Annotated in this window: 12 protein-coding genes; 8 read left to right on the top strand and 4 right to left on the bottom strand. The window is 59.4% G+C overall.

Features of this window, described 5'->3' with window-relative positions; all coding sequences use genetic code 11:
• The 8 genes from GXP58_12090 to GXP58_12055 all read left to right on the top strand — a co-directional run.
• Window positions 1-233 (top strand): cobalamin biosynthesis protein CbiE (locus tag GXP58_12090; protein ID NOY54334.1); only part of this gene is annotated, 233 nt, incomplete at its 5' end.
• Window positions 230-964, top strand: a complete 735-nt coding sequence (gene cobI / locus GXP58_12085; protein ID NOY54333.1) for a precorrin-2 C(20)-methyltransferase — start codon at window positions 230-232, stop codon at window positions 962-964. The genes GXP58_12090 and cobI, both read left to right, overlap by 4 nt.
• 8 nt (window positions 965-972) lie before the next feature.
• A complete protein-coding gene (gene cobM / locus GXP58_12080) occupies window positions 973-1758 on the top strand; it encodes a precorrin-4 C(11)-methyltransferase (protein NOY54332.1) in 786 nt (261 codons plus the stop codon).
• Window positions 1755-2885 (top strand): cobalt-precorrin 5A hydrolase, encoded by a 1131-nt coding sequence (locus GXP58_12075; GenBank protein ID NOY54331.1) that lies wholly within the window; start codon window positions 1755-1757, stop codon window positions 2883-2885. Before cobM ends, GXP58_12075 begins: the two co-directional genes overlap by 4 nt.
• Window positions 2771-3697, top strand: a complete 927-nt coding sequence (gene cobJ, locus GXP58_12070) for a precorrin-3B C(17)-methyltransferase (GenBank protein NOY54330.1) — start codon at window positions 2771-2773, stop codon at window positions 3695-3697. The genes GXP58_12075 and cobJ overlap by 115 nt, the downstream gene beginning before the upstream one ends.
• 659 nt (window positions 3698-4356) lie before the next feature.
• Entirely contained in the window at window positions 4357-5874 is a 1518-nt protein-coding gene (locus GXP58_12065; GenBank protein NOY54329.1) for a cobyric acid synthase, read from the top strand.
• The gene (gene cobD / locus GXP58_12060; protein ID NOY54328.1) at window positions 5862-6809 is read left to right on the top strand and encodes a cobalamin biosynthesis protein CobD; all 948 of its coding nucleotides are present in this window, start codon (window positions 5862-5864) and stop codon (window positions 6807-6809) included. The genes GXP58_12065 and cobD overlap by 13 nt, the downstream gene beginning before the upstream one ends.
• 133 nt (window positions 6810-6942) lie before the next feature.
• Entirely contained in the window at window positions 6943-8025 is a 1083-nt protein-coding gene (locus GXP58_12055) for a threonine-phosphate decarboxylase (protein ID NOY54327.1), read from the top strand.
• A 31-nt stretch (window positions 8026-8056) separates the two neighbouring features.
• Here GXP58_12055 and GXP58_12050 read toward each other — a convergent pair whose 3' ends face one another.
• The 4 genes from GXP58_12050 to hisD all read right to left on the bottom strand — a co-directional run.
• Entirely contained in the window at window positions 8057-9481 is a 1425-nt protein-coding gene (locus tag GXP58_12050) for a diguanylate cyclase (GenBank protein ID NOY54326.1), read from the bottom strand.
• A 210-nt stretch (window positions 9482-9691) separates the two neighbouring features.
• Window positions 9692-10282, bottom strand: a complete 591-nt coding sequence (gene hisB, locus GXP58_12045; protein ID NOY54325.1) for an imidazoleglycerol-phosphate dehydratase HisB — start codon at window positions 10280-10282, stop codon at window positions 9692-9694.
• A complete protein-coding gene (gene hisC / locus GXP58_12040) occupies window positions 10279-11355 on the bottom strand; it encodes a histidinol-phosphate transaminase (protein ID NOY54324.1) in 1077 nt (358 codons plus the stop codon). The genes hisB and hisC overlap by 4 nt, the downstream gene beginning before the upstream one ends.
• The coding region (gene hisD / locus GXP58_12035; GenBank protein NOY54323.1) for a histidinol dehydrogenase at window positions 11339-12481 on the bottom strand (1143 nt) is incomplete at its 5' end. The genes hisC and hisD, both read right to left, overlap by 17 nt.

The raw sequence follows: 12481 nt of genomic DNA, 5'->3' as shown, positions 1-12481 counted from the left end.
TTCTTCGGACGTCCCTGCGGCGGCTCAGGAAGGGCGGGCGGATTGTCGTGAACATGGTGACACTGGAAAGCCTTGAAGATGCGCGCAAGGGTCTTGCCGCGGCCGGATTTTCCCCGGAGGTTGTCGCTTTGCAGATTGCCCGCGGGAGGGAACTGGCCGGCCGGACCCTCCTGGAAGCGGGAAATACGGTTTTCATTGTAAGCAGTGGAAGGGCAGGGGGAGGGCCTGGATGAAGAAGGAAGATGTGACACCGGGAACAGGAAGGTTTTACGGGATCGGCGTCGGACCGGGGGATCCGGAACTCCTGACGTTGAGGGCGGCGCGCCTTGTCGGGCGGGTGCCGGTGATCTTCACGCCTGAGGCGAGGGCGGGCGGAGGGAGCCGCGCGCTGAAGGTCGTGGAGCATCTCCTCGATTCCGGCCGGCAGGAGGTGGTATTCCTCCATTTCCCGATGGCCCGGGAGAAGGATGTCATGGAACCGGCCTGGGCCGGGGCGGCGGAGAGGATCGGCGCCGTTCTGCAATCGGGCCGGGACGCTGCCTTCCTTACCATCGGCGACCCCCTCCTTTACAGTACCTTCGGCTACATACTCGACGAGATGGCCCGACGGTTCTCCGGCCTCGCATCTGAGGTTGTCCCCGGCGTGACCTCCGTAACGGCCGTTGCCGCAGCGGCGGGGGTTTCCCTCGCCCGGACGGACGAGCGGGTCATGATCCTTCCGGCGGTCTACCGTCCCGGAGAGATCGAAGAGGCGCTGGATCGTTTCGAAACGGTGGTCTTCATGAAGGTCAACCGCGTCTTCGATGAGGTCAGGGACGTGATCGGCAGGATGGGGATTCTCGACCGGGCCGTTCTCGTCACCCGGTGCGGGACCGCCGGGGAGCGGATCTACCGTGATCTCCGGGAGGTCGACGGGGCTGATCTTGATTACCTTTCGACATTGATCGTGACGAAATCCGTATGAGAGGCAGTATGTCGCGTGTTTATTTCATTGGAGCCGGCCCCGGCGATCCGGAGCTGATGACCCTGAAGGGGGCAAGGATCATCTCCGGGGCCGATCTGATCCTCTATGCCGGTTCTCTCGTCAATCCCGTGGTTTTGGACCGGGCGAAGGAAGGTGCTGAGATTCACGACACGGCAAAGATGGATCTTGATGAGATCGTGCACCTGATGGTGACGGCCGTTGCGGAGGGGAAGATGGTGGCCCGCCTCCATACGGGCGACCCCGCGTTCTACGGCGCCATCTTCGAGCAGATGGTGGAACTCGATCGTTATGAGATTCCTTTTGAGGTCGTGCCGGGTGTGAGTGCGGCTTCGGCGGCGGCCGCCGCGCTCAGACAGGAGCTGACCATCCCCGGCCTTTCCCAGACGGTGATCCTGACCCGCCGGGAAGGGCGGACGCCGGTGCCGGAGAAAGAGCGTCTCTCCCTCCTGGCCGGTCACAACGCGACGATGGTGATCTTCCTCAGTATTGGTATGATCGAAAAGGTTGTTGCCGATCTTCAGGAGGCATACCGCCGCGATACCCCCTGTGCCGTGGTCTATCGTGCGGGCTGGCCCGATGAAAAGATTCTCGAAGGGAGGCTCGATACGATTGCGGCGCAGGTTCGTGAGGCCGAAATCGACCGTCAGGCCCTGATTGTCGTGGGGGATGTCCTCGACCCGGTGCTGAAGACGATCGACCGTTTTCCAAGGTCGAAGCTCTACGACAGGCATTTCTCGCACGGGTATCGGAGGGGGAAAGATGAAGATTCATGAACGGAATCCGGAAAACGACTTTTTACGACACCATCAATCTTGCCATGAAGAATCTGACGAAGAACAATAAGATTGCCCTCATCTCCGTCACGAGAAACGGCCGGGACCTGGCCCGGAGACTTTCGGGGCTCCTGCCGGAGTGCACCGTCTATACGCCCCGGGATCTGGTCCGGGAACCGGATGGGGAGATCTCCTTTGATCCCCCCCTCTCGAAACTGGTGGAACGGCTCTGGCCGGAGTACAGGTCTTTTGTCTTTGTCATGGCCACGGGGATTGTCGTCCGGGTGATCTCGGGCCTCATAACCGATAAGCGTTGCGACCCGGCGGTCCTGGTGATGGATGAAAAGGGGAGGCATGTGATCAGCCTCCTTTCAGGTCACATGGGAGGCGCCAATGCCCTGACCCTGAAGGTGGCGAAGGCGACCGGAGCCGATCCGGTGATTACGACGGCGACCGATCTTTCGGGATTGCCGGCCGCCGAGGTGTGGGCCGGAGAGATGGGCCTGGTGATCGAAAATCCCGGGACGGTCCGCGGGATCAACGCCGCCCTTGTCAACGGGGACCGGGTCGGGATATTCAGCGGGCGGCCCGGGTGGATCCGTGATGCGTCCGGGCCCTGGATCCCCTTTGAGAACCTTGCCGAGCTCTTCGCCTCGGACTGCACTGCCCGGGTGGTTGTCAGCAACCGGAGGATTGCGGAATGCGGGAAGGACAGCAGGACCCTTTTGCTCCGGCCGAAGAACCTTGTCTGCGGGATCGGGTGCAACAGGGGAACCGGGGCGCCGGAGATCAGGGAATTCTTCCTCCGTCTTTTCCGGGAGCGGGGGCTTTCGAACCTCTCTGTGGGACGGATCGCCACGATCGATGCCAAGGCGGATGAGGTGGGCCTCCGTGATTTTGCAGATGAGATCGGTGTGCCGGTCCGTTACTATGCGAGGGATGAACTGAACGCCATGCCCGACGGCACGGGGCCGTCGCCTTGGGCGTTGAAGGAGTTGGGAGTCAAGGGTGTATGCGAGCAGGCGGCGATGAAGGGGGCGGGCACGGATTCACTTGTCGTCCCCAAGGCGAGATCCGGAAATGTGACGATGGCCGTGGCCGAGGGGGCGGGACTCTCTTTGTCGTAGGGATGGGGCCGGGGGATGCCGTGCAGATGACCGGCCGGGCGCGGGAGGCGCTTTCGGCGTCGGAGTTGATCTTCGGTTACCGGACCTACCTGGAACTGCTCAGGCCGGAATTCGCAGGGAAGGAATTCCGGGGGTCGGGGATGATGAAGGAGGTCGATCGTTGCAGGGAGGCGATCGAGGCCGCCTTCGCCGGGCGGAGGGTAGCCCTTGTCTCCAGCGGAGACTCCGGTGTCTACGGGATGGCCGGACTCGTCCTGGAACTCATCAGGGACCGGCAGGGAGGAGAAGGGGAAATCGGTCTGGAGATCGTCCCCGGCGTATCGGCGGCCCAGGCGTCGGCGAGCCTGCTCGGCGCGCCTCTCATGAACGACTACGCATCCATCTCCCTGAGCGATCTGCTGACGCCGTGGGACAGGATCGTGAAACGGCTCCATGCGGCCGGGTCGGGGGACTTCGTTGTCGTCCTGATCAATCCGAGGAGCCGGGGGCGCCGGGAGCAGATCGTCGAGGCACGGCGGATCCTGCTGGAATACCGGGACGGGAAGACGCCGGTCGGGATCGTCCGGTCCGCACACCGGGGAGCCGGCCGCGTGGTGCTGACCGACATTGACGGGATGCTCGACCACGAGATCGACATGCTGACGACGGTGATCGTAGGCAACAGCGATACGTCCCGTTTCGGTGATGTCATGGTGACGAAGCGGGGATACGGTCAAAGTCAAAAGCCGTCAACCACGGGGAACACCTGTCTGCGTGCGGACACGCACAGGCAGGCGGGGTGTCACGGGGAAAAGCAAAAGCATTCACCATGAAGGACATGAAGATCATGAAGGAATAGAAATCGTCCACGAAACCTGTAGCGTTCCGGTTTATCCGGGACGGCACTTTCCCGACTCCCCCGCAGGGGGAGAGCAACCCCTTCACGAAGCCGAGCATCGGAGAAAGGTCGGGAAAGAGAGTGAGATCGTGTGGTTCGGCTGAGCTTACCATGCTCGGAAACCCAAAGATATAGACCGTTCAGGGGCGACCATGCGGAGCATGTTATCGAACTCCCCTCTCCCCTTCGGCATGCTCAGGGCAGGCCCTTCGGCCCGCTCAGGGCGAACGGTGTAAGTCATTGATATTCCGTTCGTGTGGTTCGACCGGCTCACCATGCTCGGTAGCTTGTCGAACCATGAACGGAATCCGAAAAACGACTTTTTACGAGACCATCTTCTTTGGGCGAGCAAAGAGAATGAACGAAAACGCAGGATGAGTTGTCACTGTAGAAGCAATGAACCACCGGGGATGCGGGGAGAAAAACCTGAGGCAAAAAGAGCTGCTTGACAACAGTAAGCCAGACGCGGAAAGCGCAGAGGAAAACCACCCCCGCAAAAGGCGAAAGCAATCACCACGAAGCGCACGAAGGTCACAGAGAAAAGCAAGAACATGACAGAGACGAACCCTCAAAGATGGGAAGGGTCGAAAGTTAATGAAACGGTGTAAATCGATCATGGTTCAGGGGACGGCATCGAATGTAGGCAAGAGCATTGTGACCGCCGCCCTCTGCCGGATCTTTGCGCAGGAGGGGGTGCGGGTCGCTCCCTTCAAGGCCCAGAACATGGCCCTCAACTCCTACGTGACGAAGGAGGGGCTCGAGATCGGCCGGGCCCAGGCGGTTCAGGCCGAGGCGGCGGGGATCGAACCGGTGGCGGCGATGAACCCGATACTCCTCAAGCCGACGACCGACTCCGGCTCCCAGGTGATCTTCATGGGCCGCCCCGTGGGGAACTTCACGGCACGGGGATACTATGACCTCAAGGAGAAGGCTGTCGCACTGGTCCGGGAGGCCTACGAGACCCTGGCCGCCGGGTTCGATCTCATCGTGATCGAAGGGGCGGGAAGTCCCGCCGAGATCAACCTGATGGACCGGGATATCGTCAATATGCGGACGGCCGAAATGGCCGATGCCCCGGTCCTCCTTGTGGCCGACATCGACCGGGGCGGGGTCTTTGCCTCCCTCCTGGGGACCCTGATGCTTCTTCCCCGGCCGTGGCGTGACCGCGTTTCCGGTCTTCTCATCAACAAGTTCCGGGGGGACCCGTCTCTCCTTGCGCCCGGTTTGAGGCAGATTGAAGGGCGGGCGGGCAAACGGGTCCTGGGCGTCCTTCCCTGGTGTGCCGATCTCGGGATCGAGGAGGAGGACAGCGTAGCGCTGGAAGGCAAAGCGGTTGCCGGCAACGGACCGGGGCTGACCATCGGTGTCGTCCGCCTTCCCCGGATCTCCAACTATACCGATTTCGATCCCCTCGGGGGGATCGACGGGGTGGAGGTTATCTATCTTGAGGATCCCGGTGTTGTCGATACCTGCGATGCCGTGATCCTGCCGGGGAGCAAGGACACCCTGGGGGATCTCGACTTTCTCGGAAAGAGCGGTCTTGCCGCGTCGATCCGGGACTTCGCGAGGCGGGGCGGGACCGTTGCCGGGATCTGCGGGGGATTCCAGATGCTCGGGGAGTGCGTGGAGGATCCGGGCGGCGTGGAGAGCCGCCGCGTGAAGGCGGAAGGACTGGCCCTCCTCCCCTTCCGAACGGTCCTTGTGCCGGAGAAGATCACGGCCCGTGTCCGCGCGGTCATGGCAGGGGGGACGGAGGAGCTGGAGGGGTACGAGATCCACATGGGAAGGAGCGTTGCAACGGGGAGGTGCCGAAGCCTTTTCCGGATCATTGAGCGGAACGGCAGGCCGGTGAATGACGAAGAGGGATGGATCAACGGGAGCGGGAACCTCTGGGGGAGCTATCTCCACGGTATTTTCGAGAATGCTTCTTTCACCCGGTGGTTTCTGTCCGGTTTGAAAAAGAACAACGATGTCGCCGCCGGGGGGCAGGACTACGGAAGCCGCAAGGAGGCGGCCTTTGACCGCCTGGCCGGGCTCTTCCGGGAGCACGTCGATCTTGAGGCGATCCGTAACATGGCCGGCCTTGCCCGGGAGAAGAGATGCCGCCTTTAGCGCTTCTTGCCGCCTGCATGCTCGATCTCCTGCTGGGCGATCCGGAATGGTTTCCCCACCCCGTTGTCCTCATGGGCCGTCTGATCGTTATACTCGAAAAGGCGGCACGGAAGCTCACCCGGCCCGGTTGGGGACACCGGATTGCCGGAGGGGGGATCGTCCTGATCGTGGTTGTCTTCTCCTTCGAGACGACCTTCTTTGTTGTAAAAGCCGCTTCGGTTCTCCATCCTTGGTTTGGCTCGCTTCTCTCGGTCTTCCTCGCCTGGACCACGCTGGCCGCCCGGACGCTGCACCGCGAGGCGGCGAAGGTTGAGAAGGCTCTCCGGGAAGAGGATCTTGAAAAGGCGCGGCGGGAGCTTTCCGGGATCGTCGGTCGGGACACGTCCGTACTTTCCCGGGAAGGGATCATCCGGGCTGCCGTGGAGACCGTCGCCGAGAACAGCTCCGACGGGGTGATCGCTCCCCTCTTCTATCTGATCCTCGGAGGCGCGCCCCTCGCCATGGCCTACAAGGCGGTGAACACCCTCGACTCCATGCTGGGGTACAAAGACGAGGCCTGCCGGGATCTCGGTTTTTTCCCGGCCCGTTTCGACGACCTGGTGAACTTTATCCCCGCCCGGGTTACGGGGCTCCTCCTGGTGGTTGTCTCATTCCTGTGGAAAGGATCGGGCCGGGATGCCTTCAGAATCCTCCGGCGGGACGGGCGGAAACATTCAAGTCCCAATGCGGGGATCCCCGAGGCCGCCGCCGCAGGAGCGCTCGGCATTCAGCTCGGCGGCAGGAATTTCTACGGAGGAGTCATGATCGAGAAACCGGTGATCGGGGAACCGGTCCGCCCCCTGACTCCCGGTGCCGTCCGGGGGGCCGTGCAGTTGATGTACGGCGCCTTCTTCCTGATGGCGATGGCGGGGGTGCTCGCGCTGATGCTGCGGTAAAGATGAAAATTGAAAAAACAAAAAGCATTCACCACGGAGAGCACGGGGAAAAGACTCAAGATAAAATCAAAGCTGAAAAGCAATCACCGCAAAGACGCGGAGGTCGCAGAGAAAAACAAGCCAGGGGAAACCGATGATTCAACAACATGGCGGGAACCTTCGGGAGATCTCGAAGGCCTGCGGGATTCCAGAGGAAGAGATCCTCGATTTCTCGGCCTCGATCAATCCGCTGGGGCCGCCGAAAGGGGCGCTCAAGGCTATCCTCGACGGGATGGACCGGCTTGTCCACTATCCCGAGATCGACGGGATGACGCTGCGTGAGCGCCTGGCCGGGGAGGGGAACCTCTCTGTTGAGAACGTACTTGTCGGCAACGGAAGCAGTGAGTTTGTCTACCTTGTGCCGAGGGTCTTGTCGCCGAGGCGGGCGCTGGTCCCGGTCCCATCCTTCTCCGATTACGGGCGGGCACTGAGACTCGCCGGATGCGGGGTTGTCTCTTTTCCCCTGATTGCCGAAGAGTCGTTCCGGCTCGATCCCGGAAGGTTGATTGACGCGCTGTCGGAGAAAATAGATCTGCTTGTCCTCTGCAACCCCAATAACCCGACGGGGGGGCTCCTTTCTGCTGAAGAGGTTCTCATGGTCGTGGATGCGGCGGCGGACCGGGGAATCATTGTGCTTTGCGATGAGGCCTTCATCGACTTCGTCCCGGACGGGTCGGTCCGGCATCGTGTGAAGGAGTTTCCGAACCTCCTGGTTCTTCGTTCCTTCACGAAGTTCTACGGGATCCCCGGACTGCGTGCGGGGGCGATTTATGGAGACGGGGTGCTGGTCAGGAGGATCGGCGCATGCCAGGAGCCCTGGACCATGAACCGCCTTGCGGGCGCCGCCGTGGCTGCGGCGCTTGATGACGCTGAATACCGGGAGAGGACCCTTGAGCTCATTGATGCAGAGAGGGCCGTCTTGGTCGGAAGGCTTGCATCCCTGCCGGGTGTGCGGGTTTTTCCCTCATCGGCCAACTTTCTTCTACTGGAAACTTCTTCCCCCATGCCGGAACCGGACCGGCTTTTCGGCGCCCTTCTTCGTGCCGGGATTCTCGTCCGGAACTGTGCTTCCTTTTCCGGACTCGGCCCCCGTTTTTTTCGAATCGCCATCCGTTCTTCCGAGGAGAACGGCCTTTTGCTCGAGACTTTTCAGGCGGTGGTTCGAAGGTTTGTCTGATTTTTCCTTCGGAATCAGGTGGGGAAAATATTTATCGGTGGGGGGCCACCAGGTCTTTCTTCTGTTCATTCTTGAGAATGTAGAGCTGACGGTCTGCAAGTTTTACGAGGTCATCTGCCTTTGTGATCTTCGGGTCGGGATAGGTGGAGATCCCGTGACTGATCGTGGGAGAAAGACCTTCCATCGAGGTAAATTTGTGCTCGGAGATGGCCTTGATGATCCGGGCGGCTTCGGCTTCAGCGCCTTTCCGGTCGGTCTGTGGAAGAAGAATCACGAATTCGTCTCCTCCATACCGGGCAACGATATCGCTCTTCCGGATGCTTGTCTTGAGAATCCGGGCCAGTTCCTTAAGAATGAGGTCTCCCGTCCGGTGCCCATAGGTATCGTTGATCGTTTTGAAGTTGTTTACATCACTCATAATGACGGAGAGTGGTGTCCGGTACCGTTCCGACCGGTTGAATTCCTCATCAAGCCGCATATAAAAATAGCGGTGGTTGAAAATGTTTGTCAGCCCGTCGGTCGTCGCGAGACGCTCAAGCTGAATATTGGCCAGCTCCATTGATTCGAAGAGCGAGGCGTTGATCAGGGCGTTTGCCGAGGCATTGGCCACGATCTGGCAGAGCTGGATCTCCCGTTCCGTGAAGGCATGTTCTTTCCGTGAGGTTCGTAACAGAAGTGTGCCGATTACGTTCTGTTTCATAATGACCGGCAGGACCAGGAGGGAATGAATGTTGATCCGGGAGAGAACCTCCCGTACCGGGCCGACAATGGGATCTTTCGCCGTATCGTTGATGATAACGATCTCCCGGGTTTGAAGTGCTTCATTGATTTCGGGATACTTCTTCAGGTCGATAACCAGATTGTAAATATTGGGATCCTCATTGGTGGCGACCACATATCCTTTGGACTCATTGGAGTCGATCCGGACGATGGAGCAGCGTATCACATGAATAATTTCGGAGATCTTCTTGACAATGGAATAGAGAACCTCCCTGGAATCGAGGGTGGAGGTGATTGCATTACTGATTTCCAGGATTGCCAGCAGGTCCAGTTTGTCCCGTTCGAGTTGTTTTACCATGCTGCCGGAGCGAAGCAGGGAATGGACCCGGGCAAGCAGTTCCTCTTCATGAAAAGGTTTGACGATATAGTCGTTGGCCCCTGCTTCGAGCCCCTGGATGATATCATCCTTGCTTCCTTTGGAGGTGTTCATGAGGACGGGGATTTTCTTCAGTTCCGGATCCCCTTTCATGGCATTGCAGACCTTCATTCCGTCCAGCGTCGGCATCACCAGATCGAGAATCACAAGATCCGGATGCCCGACCTTGATTTTCTGCAGGCCGGTCGCGCCGTTTTCGGCAGTTGTGATGGAATACCCTTCTTTGGTCAGTATTGCCGCAAGGTTTTGCCGTATTGATTCACTGTCATCGACAATGAGGATTTTTGCTTTGTTATCCATCCGGTTGCCGCCGTAAATGTAGATTAATAAGGTGAAAGTAGATGAACTATTTATGTATATAATAACAGAGTTGTTTCGAGCGGGCAATAATAAAAACAGCAGGATTTTGCCCGATTTCCCGGATTGATTCAGGTTCCTGTTCAGCCGATGCGAAAAGGCGGGATCAAAGGCAAAACAAAAAGTGAATTTGCACCGAGCTTCCTTGGGAATTCACTCCAACACCCCCTTGGTGGAGGGGATGCCGGCCTGTCCGGGATCCTTCCCTGTGGCCTGCCGCAGTGCCCGGGCCGTGGCCTTGAATATTGATTCGAGGATATGGTGGAGGTTTTCTCCGTAGAGAAGATTGATGTGGAGGTTTGCCTTGATGTGATTGGTGAAGGCCCGGAAAAACTCTTCGGCCAGTTCCAGGTCGAATTCACCGACCTTCTCTTTCGGAAGTTCCGCCCGGAATTTAAGGTAGGGCCTTCCGGAGAGATCGATGGTGACCTGGGTCAGGGTCTCGTCCATGGGGACGGCTGCGTGACCATAGCGGCAGATTCCTTTCTTTTCCCCGAGGGCCTTGTCGAATGCCTTGCCGAGGCAAATGCCGACATCCTCTACGGTGTGGTGAAAATCGACCTCCGTATCACCCGTGGCGGAGAGGTCGATATCAAAGAGACCGTGCCGGGTAAAGAGTTCCAGCATGTGGTTCAGAAAGGGAATGGGGGTCTGGATCTTGTAGGTTCCTTTGCCGTCTAATTTCAGGGTGACTTTGATGGATGTTTCGCCGGTTTTCCGGTCAATCTTTGCGCGCCGTGTCATGATTTCTCTCCCTGAAAAAAATTTTGAAGATGGCAAATGAATTCGTGATTTTCCTCCGGTGTACCGATGGTCACCCGAAGAGATCCCGCAAGGGGGCCGGGGATGTTCAGGTTGCGGATCAGAATCCCGGCATTCAGGAGGGAGTTAAAGAGACGGTCTGCTTCATCTGTTCGGAAAAGGATGAAGTTCGCCGTGGAAGGAATCGGTGTGATCTGTGGGATTTGCGACAGAGCGGAAAAGAGCCGGGCCCGTTCGGAGACGATCGTTTCGATCTGTGTCCGAAGCGATTCTTCATGCCCGAGCAGGACCGTCGCCGCCGCCTGCGAGAAGGTGTTGACGTTATAGGGGAGGCGCACCTTCTCGATTTCCCGGAGGATTTCGGGGGCGGCCGTCAGGATCCCGAGACGGAGGGAGGCCATTCCGATCTTGGAGAGGGTTCGGAGAATAATGAGGTTCGGATACCGGTCGAGGAGAGGAAGAGAACCCGCATGTCCGGAGAAGTCAATATAGGCTTCATCGAGAACGACCACGGCCCCTGATTCCTCCAGCAGGGAAAGAATAACTTCTTCCGGAAACTCCCGGCCCGTTGGGTTGTTCGGCGAGGCAAGGAAGATGATTTCCGGCGAGGCTTCGTGAATGGTTGATGTCAGACGGTCCGGGTCGATCTTGAAATGGGCATCCAGAGGGACTTCAATCCGCTTCTGCCCGAAGGCTGCGGCGATAATTCCGTACATGGAGAAGGTGGGGGCGGGGTAGAGAACCCCGTTTCCTTTGCCGGCAAAGGTGGTGATGAGATAACCGATTAGTTCGTCCGATCCGTTCCCTAAGAGCAACCGGTCTGCCGGGATCCGCAGAAATTTTGCGATGACCGCCTTCAGCTCCGTGGCGGCGGGGTCGGGATAACGGTTGACGGCGATCCGGTCGAGGACCTCCCGGATTTCACGCCGAATCTTCTCTGATGGTCCGAAGGGGTTCTCGTTGGCATCGAGCTTGATCCGTGCCTCAGTATGGGAGATCGTGTAGGGGGAGAGGGCCCGGATCTCCGGCCGCAGGTGTTCAAGGGGATGACTCATCGGCAGTCTCTCCTTTCATTGCATCCTTGCGGATACGGACGGAACGGGCGTGCCCCGGCAGCCCTTCCAGTTCCGCCAGCCGGATCGTATCGTCGGCGATTTTACGGAAGCCCGCCTCGGTAAAAGAGAGGAGGCTGGAACGTTTATAGAAATCCCCCACATGGAGGGGAGAGAAGAAGCGGGAGGTCCCGCCCGTGGGGAGGACATGGTTCGGCCCGGCCATGTAATCTCCCACCGGCTCCGGGGTAAAGGGGCCGCAGAAGATGGCGCCGGCGTTTTCCAGACTGCCCAGGATCTCCTTCGGTACGGCAGTCATCACCTCTAAGTGTTCCGGACCGATGGCGTTGGCTACCTCGGCGCCTTTTTCGAGATTGGGCACGAAGATGAGAGAGCCGAAGCGGTCGAGGGATTTCCGGGCGATCTCCCGGCGGGGCAGTTCCTCAAGCTGTTTTTCGATGGCTTTCTCCACGGCATCAATGAGGGACCGGGAAGTCGCGACCAGGATCGGCCAGGCCAGTTCGTCATGTTCCGCCTGTGAGAGGAGATCGGCGGCGATGAACCCGGGATCGGCGGTCTCGTCCGCGAGGACCAGGATTTCGCTCGGGCCGGCAATCATGTCTATGTCGACCAGGCCGAAGACGAGCTTTTTCGCCAGGGCGACGTAAATGTTGCCGGGCCCTACGATCTTGTCCACCTGAGGAATCCTTTCGGTCCCGTAGGCCAGGGCGGCCACGGCCTGGGCGCCGCCGATCCGGAAGATCCGGTCCACTCCGGCGATCCGGGCGGCGGCGAGGACGTAAGGGTTGATCTCCCCATTCGGGGTCGGCGTGACCATGATGATCTCGGAGACCCCGGCCACTTTTGCGGTTACGGCATTCATCAGGACCGACGAGGGGTAAGAGGCCTTCCCGCCGGGGACATAGATGCCCACCCGTTTCAGGGGGCGGATGATCTGCCCCAATTCAACGCCGTCGTCGTCCCGCTCGGACCACGTCGATTCCCGCTGTTTTTCATGAAAGCGCCGGATCCGTCCCGCTGCGTGTTCCAGCGCTTCGATCGTCCGGGTATCCGCCCCCTTTGCGGCTTCTGCCCTTTCGTTATGGGAAAACTCCAGGTTGGTCCCGTC

It is taken from the genome of Deltaproteobacteria bacterium (genome assembly GCA_013151235.1).
GTDB lineage: Bacteria > CG2-30-53-67 > CG2-30-53-67 > CG2-30-53-67 > CG2-30-53-67 > JAADIO01.
Note: the sequence above shows the minus strand (reverse complement) of the source record. Positions and strands in the feature narration are given on the sequence as shown.

Bases quoted from the DNA above. Each gene is read 5' to 3' on its own strand.
- cobI (NOY54333.1), top strand. From the start codon at position 230: ATGAAGAAGGAAGATGTGACACCGGGAACAGGAAGGTTTTACGGGATC.
- cobM (NOY54332.1), top strand. From the start codon at position 973: ATGTCGCGTGTTTATTTCATTGGAGCCGGCCCCGGCGATCCGGAGCTG.
- GXP58_12075 (NOY54331.1), top strand. From the start codon at position 1,755: ATGAACGGAATCCGGAAAACGACTTTTTACGACACCATCAATCTTGCC.
- cobJ (NOY54330.1), top strand. From the start codon at position 2,771: ATGCGAGCAGGCGGCGATGAAGGGGGCGGGCACGGATTCACTTGTCGT.
- GXP58_12065 (NOY54329.1), top strand. From the start codon at position 4,357: ATGAAACGGTGTAAATCGATCATGGTTCAGGGGACGGCATCGAATGTA.
- cobD (NOY54328.1), top strand. From the start codon at position 5,862: ATGCCGCCTTTAGCGCTTCTTGCCGCCTGCATGCTCGATCTCCTGCTG.
- GXP58_12055 (NOY54327.1), top strand. From the start codon at position 6,943: ATGATTCAACAACATGGCGGGAACCTTCGGGAGATCTCGAAGGCCTGC.
- GXP58_12050 (NOY54326.1), bottom strand. From the start codon at position 9,481: ATGGATAACAAAGCAAAAATCCTCATTGTCGATGACAGTGAATCAATA.
- hisB (NOY54325.1), bottom strand. From the start codon at position 10,282: ATGACACGGCGCGCAAAGATTGACCGGAAAACCGGCGAAACATCCATC.
- hisC (NOY54324.1), bottom strand. From the start codon at position 11,355: ATGAGTCATCCCCTTGAACACCTGCGGCCGGAGATCCGGGCCCTCTCC.